Annotated in this window: 11 protein-coding genes and 2 pseudogenes; 4 read left to right on the top strand and 9 right to left on the bottom strand. The window is 32.3% G+C overall.

What is annotated here, in order from left to right:
• Positions 1 to 188 precede the first annotated feature (188 nt).
• On the bottom strand, positions 189 to 1,790 hold the full coding sequence (locus tag GKR88_18255) for a hypothetical protein (protein QMU66029.1): 1,602 nt from the start codon (positions 1,788 to 1,790) through the stop codon (positions 189 to 191).
• Between the two features lie 355 nt (positions 1,791 to 2,145).
• Here GKR88_18255 and GKR88_18250 point away from each other — a divergent pair, with 355 nt between their 5' ends.
• The gene (locus tag GKR88_18250; protein ID QMU66028.1) at positions 2,146 to 2,499 is read left to right on the top strand and encodes a nicotinic acid mononucleotide adenyltransferase; all 354 of its coding nucleotides are present in this window, start codon (positions 2,146 to 2,148) and stop codon (positions 2,497 to 2,499) included.
• 130 nt (positions 2,500 to 2,629) lie between these two features.
• On the opposite strand, the gene GKR88_18245 is transcribed toward GKR88_18250, so the two are convergent.
• Positions 2,630 to 3,583 (bottom strand): DDE transposase, encoded by a 954-nt coding sequence (locus GKR88_18245; GenBank protein ID QMU66027.1) that lies wholly within the window; start codon positions 3,581 to 3,583, stop codon positions 2,630 to 2,632.
• 22 nt (positions 3,584 to 3,605) lie between these two features.
• A complete protein-coding gene (locus GKR88_18240; protein ID QMU66026.1) occupies positions 3,606 to 3,956 on the bottom strand; it encodes a transposase in 351 nt (116 codons plus the stop codon).
• Positions 3,957 to 4,178: 222 nt separating this feature from the next.
• On the opposite strand from GKR88_18240, the pseudogene GKR88_18235 reads away from it, so the two are divergent.
• Positions 4,179 to 4,898: pseudogene (locus GKR88_18235) on the top strand (3'-5' exonuclease).
• A gap of 986 nt (positions 4,899 to 5,884) precedes the next feature.
• Here the strand turns inward: GKR88_18235 and GKR88_18230 are convergent.
• A complete protein-coding gene (locus GKR88_18230) occupies positions 5,885 to 6,751 on the bottom strand; it encodes an IS1634 family transposase (GenBank protein QMU66025.1) in 867 nt (288 codons plus the stop codon).
• 27 nt (positions 6,752 to 6,778) lie between these two features.
• Entirely contained in the window at positions 6,779 to 7,081 is a 303-nt protein-coding gene (locus tag GKR88_18225) for a hypothetical protein (protein QMU66024.1), read from the bottom strand.
• Between the two features lie 132 nt (positions 7,082 to 7,213).
• Between GKR88_18225 and GKR88_18220 the strand changes: the two genes are divergently transcribed.
• Together GKR88_18220 and GKR88_18215 are read left to right on the top strand one after the other, a co-directional pair.
• Entirely contained in the window at positions 7,214 to 7,600 is a 387-nt protein-coding gene (locus GKR88_18220) for a hypothetical protein (GenBank protein ID QMU66023.1), read from the top strand.
• A 124-nt stretch (positions 7,601 to 7,724) separates the two neighbouring features.
• Positions 7,725 to 8,410 (top strand): annotated as a pseudogene (locus GKR88_18215) (DDE transposase).
• A gap of 1,009 nt (positions 8,411 to 9,419) precedes the next feature.
• On the opposite strand, the gene GKR88_18210 reads toward GKR88_18215, so the two are convergent.
• From GKR88_18210 to GKR88_18195, 4 genes are all read right to left on the bottom strand, one after another.
• A complete protein-coding gene (locus tag GKR88_18210; protein QMU66022.1) occupies positions 9,420 to 10,220 on the bottom strand; it encodes a hypothetical protein in 801 nt (266 codons plus the stop codon).
• 173 nt (positions 10,221 to 10,393) lie between these two features.
• Positions 10,394 to 11,389, bottom strand: a complete 996-nt coding sequence (locus GKR88_18205) for a transposase (protein ID QMU66021.1) — start codon at positions 11,387 to 11,389, stop codon at positions 10,394 to 10,396.
• A 250-nt stretch (positions 11,390 to 11,639) separates the two neighbouring features.
• Positions 11,640 to 11,918: a hypothetical protein gene (locus GKR88_18200; protein ID QMU66020.1), complete on the bottom strand. Its 279-nt coding sequence runs from the start codon at positions 11,916 to 11,918 to the stop codon at positions 11,640 to 11,642.
• A gap of 96 nt (positions 11,919 to 12,014) precedes the next feature.
• Positions 12,015 to 14,741 (bottom strand): TonB-dependent receptor plug domain-containing protein, encoded by a 2,727-nt coding sequence (locus GKR88_18195; protein ID QMU66019.1) that lies wholly within the window; start codon positions 14,739 to 14,741, stop codon positions 12,015 to 12,017.
• Positions 14,742 to 14,771 lie beyond the last annotated feature (30 nt).

Here is a 14,771-nt window from a genome sequence, read left to right as displayed (position 1 = left end):
GTCTAAACATTTTTAGGTATTGGAAAGCTTGTATACATAGAAATACGGCTTTTTTTTATGCAGCTGCTAATGTATGAATTATACCTAAATTTTTAGCAGGATTTCTAAATATAATTTATATGGTTTTGAGTTAGAAAGTCTGAAAGTTGAAAACAATACGTCACGCTTTTTGATATCTGACAGCTGCTCTATTTTATCATAATATTTTGGTTATATGTGTGGTACGGTCTCACCTTTAAAATCTCGTCGTAGTAAATAATTTTTTCAGGCTGTATTTTTTTTAAATAATTACCTGTATCCCATTGACCATTATTATTGACATCTATAATTATCCGTATCTGATATTCTGCCGGTATTAACAGAGGAAATGCTACAACAGAAGAGTTATTTGTAAATTTTCTATAGACGAGTTTTCCACTTCTTAAAGTGAGTTCAATAATTAAATCTTGAGATTTCGGATTGTTTACCTGCAAATTGACAGCACCATAGTCTTCTATATCTTTGGTAGTAAATGTATAGGTAAGCGTATCATTTTCCTGATGGTAAATATCTTGTACAGCTCCCGGAAGGATAGATAAGGCATATTTTTGTTTATACTCTTTTTGAAAGATAAACCCGAATTTATTTTCTTTTTTTGAGATAAAACTTCGATAAGGGATACCTATAGTATCTTTATCTGTTAAAGAGATTTTACTGGTATCAAGTTTTACGATAGGGTTATTGGTCGTAATATTGAAAGTATCTTTTAGTTCTAATATTGATCTTATGGGAGAATCAAACATCAGAGAGTCTATTTTCTTTTTTCTTAGCCTTACTGTTACCGTATCTGATATATTCGCATTGGAAACTACAAAATTTAAGGAGTCAACATCAACGGGAGTATACCAGTAATTGAGGGAATCTTTGCCCATTTCAAATCTGGAAACACTCCTGAAACTGTCTGATACTTTAGAGAGCAGTCGTATGTTCATATTTTTGACCTTTCCTTCATAGCCAAATAGTATTTTCCCTCTGGAAGCTTCTTTTCCTCTTTTAAATTTATAAGGCAATGTTTCTTTAAAAAGAGCAATGGGAGTATTGATAACGCTATCTTTAGGCAATACTATCGTATCAGTAAAAAAACCTATTTTATCTTGTTTGGGGTCAAACAAATAATCACCTGCATGATCTTTTAAAGCAATCAACAGGTACTTCCCTTTCTGCAGGTTTGTAAAATGGTATAAAGTGGTATCTAAAGTACTGGTTACATACTTAGGTTTTTGCTTGTAAACAACAGAATCTGTAAAACTGCTGTCTATTTTATAAAGTAATAACCTGATATCTTTATCAAATGCATTTTCATATGCGTCTTTTACGCGCCCTTTGGCGGTAAGAGAGTCTATGAATGATCCGGTGGAGAAAACATACTTAAAACGCTCTAATTTATTTCCTTCATTATTGTCTTCAACACTATTGCCAAAATCAAATGTATAGGTAGTATTGGCTTGTAAAGTATCTAAAATTCGAATAATGATGTGCCTGCTTGCCGACCCCAGAGGAGAAATAGAAGGGGGATATTTTAGAGGAGGAGACACCACTAACTGCTTATTTACATTTTTTAGTTTAATATATTCATTAAATGTAATTTTAATTTTTTTAGCGGTAAAATATAAAGATTCGTACGGAGGGTTGGCCACGACAAACAGAGGCTTGTTCTCATCTTTAGGACCACCGGAAGGTCTTCCTCTTTTCGCACATTGTAATAAGAAAATTAAAACAACAACTAAAAAGTATCTAAAAAATGATTTCAAATGATTTTGACTTTTACACAAATTAACGATATATTTTTCTTAAAAACGATGGCCCCTTTAATTTATACCAAAAAGAATACTAAAATAGTCCAATTTTGCAATGAAAATTTCAAATTTCACCACTAAAAATACTCGGCGTAGCTAAGGCCTATGCAACTCAAAAAAGCTTTCAACAGCCCTAAAAACTTCTAATTTTCGCTTAAACCCAAAAAGTCTAAACGAGTTCATAACAATGATTTTTACAGAAAGCAGAAGTGATTAAATTTAATGTTAAATTAAAGTTATGTAAATGTTTTTTTATTGTTAGAAAAACGTTACATTTGTGTAAGTTAATTATATATAAAATCTATAACCGATGAAAAACTCTGTTCTTATATTGATGATGATGATGTCTACGATGGTTTTTTCACAAAAGAAAGAGCCTGTTTTTACTAAAGAAGGAGATCTGGTAAAAGCTACGTATTATAATAAAAATGGTGCTATCAAAGCACAAGGTTTTTTTAAAGATAAAAAATTAACCGGCGAGTGGGTTCGTTTTGACAAAAAAGGAAATAAAATTCAAATAGGTTATTATAAAAAAGGTAAAAAAGTTGGCAAATGGTTTTTTTGGAATAAAAAAACACGAAAAGAAGTTACGTATGCTAACAACAAAATAGCAGGTATTCAAATTCGAAAGTTAACTGATATAGAGATTGCCGGGAACCAGTAAACTTAAATTGGTTTTTTAAAAACAAGTTTAAACTGTAATAGGGATTTTCTAACGCATCATTCGGGGTTAAATGCTCTTTTGGACCATCCTGTCAGGTTTAAAATAGGGGATCAAGACTAATTGTTGTGTTTTAGGCAAAAATTTGTGTTAATCTGAACAGGAAGAATTCTACATTTTTAACACCTCTAAACTGCGCTCTAAAGGCTTTAATCTTAGCATTAAAAGATTCAGCAGAAGCATTTGTACTCCGATTGATAAAATAATTGAGTATTGACCGATAATTTATAGAAATTGTATTTGCTATTGTATTAAAAGCTTTAAAACCAGATTTTTCTACATCATTATACCAATGTGCTAGTTTTGTATATGCAATTTGTATTGATTTAGCTGTATTGAATATATTTCTAAGGCTCTGATTTAAGTTAAAAGCCTTTTGAATATCAGGATATTTTTCAAAAAGTATTTTGCTTCTTAGATATTGATTTTGTGTCCATTTTTCAGGAGATTTATAGAGTAAATATCTACTTCTAGCTAAGAGTTGTTTTCTAGTGTCCCCATTGTCAAATATCTCAGGTTGATACTCTTTACCTTTTGTTTTTGCTAACTTGATTAGGTCATTTTCTAGGTCTATTGCATTCCATCGATGTTTTATTCTAATATCTTGTAGCGCTTCTAGAGCTAGTTTTTGCACATGGAATCTATCAGTTACTTGTATGGCCTTAGGGAAACATGTTTTGGCTATATTTTTCATAGAGTTCGCCATATCTAGTGTAATTTCTTTGACTTTGTTTCTTTTTTTAGAGGATATTTTAAGTAACTGTTCTATAATGGGTTCTATCTTAGTGCCTGCAAAAACCCCTACAATAGCTCCTTTTTTACCTTTGGCTTTTTTATTGGTAATAATGGTGTAGAGTTCTCCTTTAGACAATGCTGTTTCATCAATAGATAAATAAGCACCTATATTTTCAGGAAAAACATGCCACTCTTTAGCATGTTTTTTTTGTTTCCATTGTTTAAACTCACTTAAATAATCACGATATTGACGTCCAAGTTTTTTACCATCAACTCCGTAAAATCTACCTATAGTTCTACAATCACTGGTTTCTCTATCTACTAATTTCTTTTAAAAAAGCAGCGAACTGCTCTGTCATTCGAGTCCCCTGTGCTACTAAATTCCAATCTCTTTGTACAATTTGTTTGGTCTTCCTATCTAACCATCTACGACGTTTAATGTGAAGATATACTGTGTTGCCTCGTAATGGAAAGTCTTGAATGGTAAGCTCTTTATGAAATCCGTGAGCTATCAAGATACGTTCTGATTCTTCTTTGGGAACTATGTTACGTTCTTCAAAATACAAATGCATCACTTCATTTTCAACACTATGTTTTGACAAATCAAAATGTTCAACTAACAACTCTGGTAAAATTAATTTTAGTAAATCTATATAAGTATCCAACCTCCTTTTTTTACAAAGATCACAATACTATTTTAAATTCACACACAACTTTTGAGATTGATCCAAAATAGGTGCTTCCCTTCAAAAAATCGGTTTAGATAGTTTGAGATTTAAGGAGTTAAAAATACCCTATTAGGTACAAAAAGTCGATTAATTTGCCTTCAGTTTAGATTATTTTGCTTAAAATAGCAACTTTATTTTAAGTAACTCAAAAAATATACTATGAATCTAAATGCATCCTTAAGTAACATTTTATTTTTAGACATAGAAACAGTTCCTGAGTATAAAAATTGGGGATTGGTTCCTGATAAGGTAAAAATATTATTTGAGCAAAAAACGGCTTATCAGCGCGGAGGAGAAATTCCTATTGAAGATTTTTACGAACGTGCCGGTATTTGGGCTGAGTTTGGTAAAGTGATTTGTATATCTGTTGGCTATTTTATTAAAAAAAATCAAAAGAGGATTTTCCGATTGAAATAGTTTTACGGAGATAATGAGAGAACACTATTGATTAATTTTAAAGAATTACTGGATACCTATTTTAGTCATCCCAATAAATTGCTGTGTGCACATAACGGAAAAGAATTTGATTTTCCTTTTATAGCAAGAAGAATGATTATTCACCAAATAGTATTGCCTGAGAAACTTCGTCTTTTTGGGAAAAAACCATGGGAAGTTCCTCATATAGATACTATGGAACTATGGAAATTTGGTGATTATAAACACTTTTCTTCCCTAAAATTATTAACACATATTTTAAATATTCCATCACCAAAAGAGGATATGGAAGGAAGTGACGTAGCTAAGGTATACTATAAAGAAAAAAATATACATAAAATAGTCACATATTGTGAAAAAGATACCATTGCCGTAGCTCAGTTAATGTTGAGATTTGGTAATGAGTCTATTCTTACGGAAGATTTTATAGAGCGCATAACATAATTTTTAGAAGGATCTCTATTTGGCAAAAAGTCTCTTCTTTTTCTCAAAAAAATACAGTTGAACCGTTAGAAAGTTGAAAAGTTTAAAACTTACATGGAACTTATTTAGAGTTTTTAAAACTTCAAATTGTTAAAAAGCACACAGCATATTGCGTATCAATAGAACTCATTTAAACTTTTTGGATGTAAGCGAAAATTAGAAGTTTTTAGCTCTGTTGAAGGGTTTTTTAAGTTGCATAGCAGTGCTACGGAAGGAAAAAAAGACAAAAACAGAGCGGAAAACAGTAATTTTTTAGCAAATTGAAAAAGTTTAAATGAGTTCATAAACAAAAACCCAAGTTTTTGGCTTGGGCTTTGCAAATATTAATTAAAAGGGGGGGAAGTAATATGTAATTTTAAAATAATGCCATGATTATACTACAAAGGTGGGACAATTTACAATACAAATCAATCCCCTTTAACAATGAAATTTAAAACTCACTCTTTTCAGTGAGCATTTAATTTCTTGAGTTTGACAGTTTAAAGTGTTAAGTATTTGATATATAGATATATACAAAATAGTCTGTGCACTACTTTATTTTGTAAACTGTTGATTTATAGTATTTTGAGGCATTGTATCGTTTGGCACTTTTAGTTTTAATTTGTCTAAGATGGTCTGCTGAGACTCATCAACTTTGGAACGTAGGTATATGTTGGACTTTGCCTTGTCATCTTTTATTAAAGAGACCTGCATAGCGCTATGGCTTTTACGATAGCTCTGTACTGAAGATTGGTTGTATTTTTTAAATGGTTGATAAAAGTAAATGCTGTAAAACACATTGCGATGTGACCTCTGATTCTTTTATCTGCCCAATGGAATACTGGACGTATTTCCAGTTGACTCTTTAAAGCTCTAAAGGTATGTTCTACTTCAAAAAGGTCACTATATTTTGACAGGATAGTTTCTATGGGTAAATCTGTTGTCGTAGACAGGGCTTTAAAACCATCTTACTTGGCATCGTTTTCTATGACCTGTAGATTTAGTGTGATAGATTGTCCGTTCTTGGTTGAAGTTATAAACCTTCCTGCATCTCTTTTTTTCACTTGCTTGTATTTTGAAGGTTCTTCAAGCCATTGTTTGGCTTTAACGATAAGTTTTTCTCTAGCATATGCATCTTTACGTGCACGTTTTGCAGAGTAACTACAAACAATGTGTCTTCCTTTATAGGTAGTCTCACTATAACTAAAGGTCTGTTTTGATATTCCTTCTATAGCTTTATGATTGTCAATATCAATTAATGTTTCTTTGATCGATTTGGGAAGTGTTTTGTTACTATCTCCAATGATATAATCAATTTGGTTGTTTACCATAAAGGTGCGATTCTCTTTGTCGATCATGGCAGTATCGGCTACCACAACCACACGGTCTATGGTAAATTGTTGTTTCATTGTGTTTAGTGCATCAATCATCGTACTTCCTTCATAGCTATTGCCCCTATAGATTTGATACGATATAGGATTACGGTTTTTATCAACCAATAGTCCTAGTACGATTTGTATCTTGTGTGCTTTACCGTCTTTAGAATAGCCCTTTTGTCTTAATGCATTATCCTGCTCTACTTGAGATTCAAAATAAAGTGTGGTCACATCATAGAAAACCACATCAAGTACAGTAGAAAATAAACTGTGCTGTTGGGTAAAAAGATGTTCTTTGATAAAGTTTTCTTCATTGCTCAGCAAATCCAAAGTTCTGTAAAATTGATGCAGAGGAATCTCAGTATCACCAAAACCAAGGTATTCAGATTGGTTAAAACTACTTTGCAGCTTACAACAAGGCTCATTGATACGTTCGGCAATCATAAAGCGAAAGATCATTTGCCAATCAAATCGAATACGATGCCTTTAAGTAATCACCCTAGCTAACTTGTCCAAATTAAAAACGCCCCAAAGTTTGTTTACTACAAAAGCATAACCATAGTTGTATCTACCCAATTCATGAAGGTGACCACTATCAAGAACATCAACATTCTTTCCTGACAGTTCCAATAACTTCTTGGTAATACGTTCTAGTTGGTTGACATCATAGTCTTCAAGCTTACCAAGTGAGTAAAGTGTTTTGTGTTTGTATCTGCCATCTAGTTTATAAGATTGAATGATGCGAAGGTAAGCGCCTGATGCTTTTTTCTCTGCTCTGAGGAATGCCATGGAGCAAATTTAGGTTGTGAAAATCGAAGAAAAAAATAGTTTCGCAATACGCCGATTTTTTCAAATCGAGACAATAAACGGGTCAACGACAATTTATGGGGATTGATTATTTTAGATGCATAAAAAAAGACGATGCATTTAGAATTATTAGCATCTATCCTCCCTCAAGATTTATTACTTCATTTTGATATTGTATTTTTTGAAGAATTAGGAGATATTTCAGTTAAAAAGGATGCTTTTCACATTTATTTAGAAGAGAAGAATATTCTACCAGAGGGTTACTCAAAGGGTAATTATGAGTCCAAAGGTTTTATTAGCAGTAAACAGATTCAAGATTTTCCCATACGCGGTAAAGCAGTTTATCTACATATAAAAACAAGACGATGGCGAGATAAGAAGACTAAAAAGGGAGCGATTAAAAATGATTATTCATTCATTGCAGAAGGTTCTAAATTAACGTCAGAACTTTCTGATTTTTTAAAAGCTACAGGTAGAGGCCCGAGAAGATACGATCAGTAATATAGCGAGTTATTACGGTATTTACCCACGAACTTTACAACGCCATTATAAGAAACAGATAAGTGGGTTTGATAGTTGGAATCAAAAGCCCCATTGTGAAGATTATCTTATTTATCCGAAGAATATAGGAGAGTATTTAAGTCTTGATGAAGTAAGTCTATCTAAAGGTGAACTTTATACCTATTTGACCAACAAGAACGGACGAAGTAAACAAGGAACTTTAGTGGCTTGTGTAAAAGGAATTAAAAGTGATGATATTATTACTGCTATTGAAAGAATACCCTTAGAACAACGCAAACAAGTCAAAGAAGTAACTTTAGATATGGCAAATAATATGAATTTAACAGCTAAGATTTGTTTTCCAAATGCTAAAATTGTTACCGATAGATTTCATGTGGTAAAACTGGTAACAGAAGCTTTACAGCATGTTAGAGTACAGCATCGGTGGAAAGCAATAGAAGATGAAAACAAAGAGCAGAATTATTATGTAATCTTTATCCAAACATCCAACAAGCCTATAAACACACTTTAGAATTTAGAAGCATTTATCAAGAAAAATGTAAAGTAAAAGCCAAACAACGATTTGAACATTGGTTTGAGGATACAGAAAAATTGGAATTTAAAAATTTCAATACAGCAATGAACAGTATTAAACATCATTTTAATACCATCTTAAACTTTTTTGACAATAGGAATACAAATGCAAATGCAGAGTCTTTTAATTCAAAAATAAAACTCTTTAGAGCCAATCAAAGAGGCGTAAGAGATACACAATTTTTCCTCTTTAGACTTGAAAAATTATTCGCTTAATACCCATAAAATTTACTTGAGCCCAATAAACCCAGTAAAACCAAGGATTCAGTTTTTGAAAATGCCTTTTTTTGACCTCAAACTGTCAAACTCAAGAGTCTCTTCTTTTTCTCAAAAAAATATAGTTGAACCGTTAGAAAGTTGAAAAGTTTAAAAACTTACATGGAACTCATTTAGAGTTTTTAAAACTTCAAATTGTTAAAAAGCACACAGCATATTGCGTATCAATAGAACTCATTTAAACTTTTTGGATGTAAGCGAAAATTAGAAGTTTTTAGGGCTGTTGAAGGATTTTTTGAGTTGCATAGCAGCGCTACGGAAGAAAAAAAAAGACAAAATCAGAGCGGAAAACAGTAATTTTTTAGGGATCAAGCAAAAAAGTTGTGGGGAAGACTTGAATAAAAATTTTATCATTTCAGATTTTTTTTAAATGAATATCCATTAAATAACTGTTTATTAAGTTTTTAAACTCTATTGAATGATGCTTTTGCGATTGACTCAACTTAAATGTTTTCAATAATATCTTTAAAATCCCACAAGTTTTCGGATTGATCCTTTTTTAGCAAATTGAAAAAGTTTAAATGAGTTCATAAACAAAAACCCAAGTTTTTGGCTTGGGCTTTGCAAATATTAATTAAAAGGGGGAGAGTAATATTTTGTAATTTTAAAATAATATCATGATTATACTACAAAGGTGGGGCAATTTTACAATACAAATCAATCCCTTTTAACAATGAAATTTAAAACTCACTCTTTTCAGTGAGCATTTAATACCAAAAAGAATATAAAAATAGTCCTATCTTGCTATGAAAATTCCAAATTTCATCGCTAAAAATACTCCGCGTAACTAAGGCTATACCTGTGTTTTTTAACTCGAACTTTGAAATTTTCCTCACACCATCTTTAGACCACTTTCATATTCTTTTTGGTATAATTTGAGCTTATCTATCAAAAAAAGAAGCTGCCTTTTTAGACAGCTTCCTCTAAAAAATCTATTCCTTGTCTCTTTCTAATTAAAGCTATATCCGGTCCAGGCAAAAGCACTTGTGTCTGCCCCTCCTGTGGCTCCTGAAGATGTATTAATGGTTGCACCTACAGTGTTTTTATTATCTGTAATGTCTAATCCATTTGCAGGATTTCCTACGGCAGTAATTGATGTTGCCATGGTTGCTGTTCCTTTAGAATCATCTAAGTCAATAAAATCAGAGTAAGTTGCTCCGGGCCCTAGAGCTATGTAAGCATTTGTAATGGTTGCAGTAGCACCTCTTCTCACTTTAACAGCATCGGACATTTGCACTGCATTCCCGTCGTTTATAACTGTCAGGCCATTTACGGTAAAGACAGATTGGTTGATATCTGTTGGAGAATTTCCATCCAAATTTCCATCTGCTTCAATTCCTCTGGGATCTGAGGTTACTGCTGTATAGGAACTCTCTCGTACTCCGTATAAATTGGTACAAGTTCCTGCATATCCCTGAGTAAAATCGAACATGTCATCTTTTGCATTTATTACCAAAATATTAGATGCGTTAACAGTACCTCCGAAAAACTCAATAGCATCGTCATCTCCGTTAATGATCATTATATTACTAATTGTAGTTCCATTGCCTACTCCGTTTAATGTCAATCCATTGTGTTCTGATTCGTCATCAATTCTCGCTCCTGTATATTCCAGCTTTACATAATTTACAATCCCGGAATTATCTGTAGTATTATTCCCTCCAAAGAAAATAGTATTATTTACTTCTGTTGCTGCATTGCTACTTGATCCTGCCTGACGGCTTAAAGGTGCATTTCCATTAATAATCAAACCTCCCCAATCTCCGGCTTGTGGGCTTGTTGCACCGGATGTAAAAGTGATGGGAGCAGTAGCTGTTCCATCAGCAATAATTTTTCCTCCTCTTTCTACTAAAATATATACATCCGTTCCCCCCGTATTCTATGATAAAAACAAGTAAAAGTTGAGATATTATTTTTACTAATTTATGCAGCAAATTTAAAAGTATCTACATAGGGTGTTTGTCGTTTGACAACGGCAAACACTCTTGCTATTAATTTGTTTCTAATAATGTTAACGGTACTCATTTTACTTTTGCCTTGTTTTATTCTTTTATGATAGTATAATTTCATTTCTGGGTTATGTTGTATAGCAGAAATAGCGCACATATTAATAATTGCTTTCAATTTTTTATTAGCCAAATGAGAGACTTTTGTACGTCCTTTAATACTAGTTCCAGATTGGTAAGGAAAAGGAGCAACACCACAATAAGAGGCAAACTTTCTCCAGTTTTCAAATTTTGAAAAATTGTCAGTAAACACAATCATCATTATAGCAGTTTGCATTCCTATACCTTTAACACTAGTAACAAGTTTATAGGTTTCTTTTAACATTATATTTTGGTCAATAATAGCTTGCATTTGAGTATTAATCTTGTGTATTTGTTTGGTTAGTTCTGCAATCATTTTTTGTTGAACGTCAAAGATTATTTTATACTCTTTTGCTTTATAAATTCTTTTTTGTTCTTTCAAAGTAACTTTAAAACCAGCTCTTTGTTTGTTAAGTTTTGTCCTTAAAGATAAGAGACTTTTTAGTTGTAATATACTTCTTTTAGGTAGCTTACTGGGTTTAAGTTCTTCTTTTAATCGATACCCATATAGAGCAATGCGTTTGGCATCAATTTGGTCATCCTTTCCACGAGCAATACCAATAGATCTTTTAATTTCTAAACCAGAAGCTATGAAAAAAGATAATTTTTGTTCAGTTAAAGACACAGATAATAAATGAGAGTACATTCCTGTATGTTCAAATACAAACATGGTTTCTTCTTTAGAGAAAGACGAATTTTTAAAACTCCACTTTAGCATTAATTTAAATCCAGATTTACTGTTCTCAAACTGTTGAACAATTTGTTTAGAATAGATACAAACATCAATTAATAATTTACTGACATCGATTCCGATAATTTCATTTGTTTTCATAATTTTGTAATTAGATATTAATAATAGTTACTTAAACTAAGACCTTTAATAAGGGCAGAAACTGAAATTCTATATGGTTCTAAGTAACTTTTAAAAAGAACGGAGACTAATACGGGGGATGGCTCTAAAAAGCTAGCTGGCCGCTAAAGTTCACTCCGTTCTTTTGTGTTTTTGGTTATCAACAAAATAAGAGTTATTAACAAAGAAAAAAAGAAGCAAAAAAAGAAATTTCATCATAACTATTATGTTTTTATTTTAAGTAATTATTTCTATTTGCTAATCTAAAGGCTAATGCTTTTACGGTTACTCCGGCTTGAATGGTCAATGTAGCACCGGATTTTACAAAAAGTGCTCCGGTTAATGTATATTCTATACCTGATTGTAATGTTAAATCCGATGTTAAATTCCCCGATAAATTTTGACTGGTAGTCGGGTTTTGAACAATTACAGTTGCATCATCATTATCTAATGTGCATCCTGCAAAGGCGAAAGCAATAATTGCTAAAATGGTTAAAAGATTTTTTTTCATTTTTATTGTTTTATTTAACTGATACAAAATTGCATTGTATATATTATTTATGTATTAGCTGTTTTTTAAAGAATTGTTATTAAAAACAAGGTTTTTTTAGAAATCATACGTCAGTCCTAAACTTAAGTTAACACCTTTTTTATAATTTCCTAACACGACATTTCCTCCGTTATTTGCTCCTTCTCTGCTTAGCTCAAAAGACGGGTCTAGTAAATTTTGGGCTTTTAATTTGATGTTGTAGTGTTTGCCTAATCTCAATGAAGAAACAATGTCTAATGTCGGGATTCCTTTTTCCAGAATATTTTCAAAACCTCTGGTCCCTATTGAGTATACTCTTTCACTGAAATAGTTAAATACTAACGAAGTTTGCCATTCGCTGTTCTCATATTTTTTATTAAATGAAACATCTGCATTGATTAAAAAAGGTGTTGCTCCTTCCAAATCACTTGAGCTGTTTGTAAACTGGGCAACTGAAGCGGTATCAAGATTCACTTTTGATGATAGTAAAGAAGCATTTAATCCTGCATCCAAAGAATATTCATTATCAACAGTTTCAGCACTTTTCAGAAGGCTTTTCCTCGCTTCTATTTCCATTCCAAAAACCGAAGCATTATTCCCTACATTTAAATAGGTTAATGTATTCCCTCCACTTGGTATCTCGCTTCTTGCTATAGGGTTTTGAATGAGTTTGTAAAACCCTGTCACTGTAATCAATTCGCTTGAAGATAAATAGTATTCGTATTTAACATCAAAATTATAATTGTCAGAAGGAATTAAATTGGGGTTTCCTTGACTTGAAAAGCTGACATCCTGATATTTAAAAGGAGCTGTTTCTTTGAATTGAGGCAATGTATATGTTTGGCTTGCAGCAAATCTTACAATACTGTTTTCATTAAAGTTATACTTAATATTGAAACTCGGCAACACATATAATTTTTTAATATTAGAAGGTCCGTTATCATTACTATTGGCAATATTTGTATTGTAGGTAACTCTTTGCTGAACAGATTCAACTCTGACTCCTCCCGATACAATGAAGTTTTCATTAAATTGATAGACAGCATTGGAGAACCCGGATTGGATCAATTTTTTTCCCCTGTAAGTAAATGGCACAAAAGCAAAAGGATTATTTGCCGTTCCCCTACCCGTTTCCAGTCTAAAAATACCGTTATTTAATGACTCCTGACTAAATACAGCATCAGGATTATTAATATCTATAGTGGCTCTGGTATTAAATCCGTGATTAAAAATAGTTGCGGAAAACAATCTTTCGGTATATCTAAAATGTTCTCCAAATGCTAGTATGCTACTATCTTCTTCATCTTCTTTTAACTTGTAGATAAATTTTCCATAACCATTGTTGTCTAATTCCTGTAGTTTGGAAAAATAACGTTCGTTCTCTCCCGCACTATTGGTTTGCGGACTATAGAAGTTATCTCTAAAAAGATATTTATTTGTTCTTCTATCCGGTTCATTCCCCTGAACAAAATTTAAAGAACCTTTTGCTTCTATGGTCCATCTATCTGATAATAAAAATGTACTTAGAAGTTGATTGACATATAAACTATTGTCATTTACCTGTTGCCTTCTTTGAAATTCCAGATCCCCTGTTTGTTCCGGATTTACAAATCCGGAGTAATCTCCTATTACCTGTCTGTTATTGTGAATGAACAAATGGTTATAAGAGAGCTCATGGCCTTTTCCGAATTTGTATTTTATATTTCCCATTAAGATTTGAGAAACATTATACTCGTATTTTTTAAAGTCCTGATCAAGAAAAATGGCTCCTATGCTATTGGTTTGCTTGATATTGCCGTCTACATAGTTGTATTTTCCATCAAAACTTCCTGTTAAAAAGATACTCAACTTTCCTTCATCTCCAATAGTAAACTTTCTCCCTAGTGAAAAAGAAAAACTATTGTTTGATTGAAGATTTTGGGTATTAGGTCTCCAGGAGTCAGCAAAGGTATATTGTGTTAGGTTATTTACCGGAATTGAAAATCCATTTCCCGTTCCAAAACGGTTTGTGCCATCAATCGTTAAAAATTCTTTACTTAGTGTTTGTGTATTGGCTCCGGTAGAAAATCCGACATTTGCAAATTTTTTTTTTATCAGCTCTTTCGATACAATATTAATATTGGCACCTCCGACATCTCCTATGATGCCCGGAGAAAATACTTTATTGACTCCTATATTCTTAATAATACTTGTATCAAAAAAATCCAATGATATGTTTTTATATTCAGGATCTTCGGAAGGTAACGGAAGTCCATTTAAGGAAGTAGAATTATATCTATCTCCCAGACCTCTTACTACTATATTTTTTGACCCTTTAGAGACCCCTGCTGTTTTTGCCACAGCCTCTGTTGCATCAGAAACTCCTTTTTGAGAAAGCTCCTGGGCTCCGATTTTTGCCTCGATCGATATAGCCCTCTTTTGATCTATAATTAAGGAGGATATTTTTTCCTTGCTCTTAGAACCCGTTATCTGAATCTCATCTAATGCAACCCCTTCCTCTGCGGTGAGTGTTTTATTAATTATTACTGTTTCTCCCGGTTTTACAACAACAGGAATTTCTATGGTTTTATATCCCAGAAAACTGAAGACAACCTTATATGATCCGGAATCTACGGTTAAACTAAAATTTCCGTTCAAATCTGTTTCTGTTCCGGTAGTAGTTCCTTTTAGAATTACACTGGCGAATGGCAGAGGCTCATCATTTGATTCTTTATCTAATATTTTCCCTTTAATTGTTCCTTTCTCTTGAGCAATTCCCATATGGGCAATTGCTATTAAAAGCATTAGTAGCACTTTTCTTCGCATTATTTCTGTGTAATGATTTATTTTCGCAAA

The sequence above is a fragment of the Flavobacteriaceae bacterium genome, assembly GCA_014075215.1.
Classification (GTDB): Bacteria; Bacteroidota; Bacteroidia; order Flavobacteriales; family Flavobacteriaceae; genus Polaribacter.
This window is presented reverse-complemented; position numbering and strand designations above follow the sequence as displayed.

Excerpts from the sequence above, each read along its gene's own strand:
- GKR88_18250 (QMU66028.1), top strand. The coding sequence starts at position 2,146 with ATGAAAAACTCTGTTCTTATATTGATGATGATGATGTCTACGATGGTT.
- GKR88_18230 (QMU66025.1), bottom strand. The coding sequence starts at position 6,751 with ATGATCTTTCGCTTTATGATTGCCGAACGTATCAATGAGCCTTGTTGT.
- GKR88_18225 (QMU66024.1), bottom strand. The coding sequence starts at position 7,081 with ATGGCATTCCTCAGAGCAGAGAAAAAAGCATCAGGCGCTTACCTTCGC.
- GKR88_18220 (QMU66023.1), top strand. The coding sequence starts at position 7,214 with ATGCATTTAGAATTATTAGCATCTATCCTCCCTCAAGATTTATTACTT.
- GKR88_18205 (QMU66021.1), bottom strand. The coding sequence starts at position 11,389 with ATGAAAACAAATGAAATTATCGGAATCGATGTCAGTAAATTATTAATT.
- GKR88_18200 (QMU66020.1), bottom strand. The coding sequence starts at position 11,918 with ATGAAAAAAAATCTTTTAACCATTTTAGCAATTATTGCTTTCGCCTTT.
- GKR88_18195 (QMU66019.1), bottom strand. The coding sequence starts at position 14,741 with ATGCGAAGAAAAGTGCTACTAATGCTTTTAATAGCAATTGCCCATATG.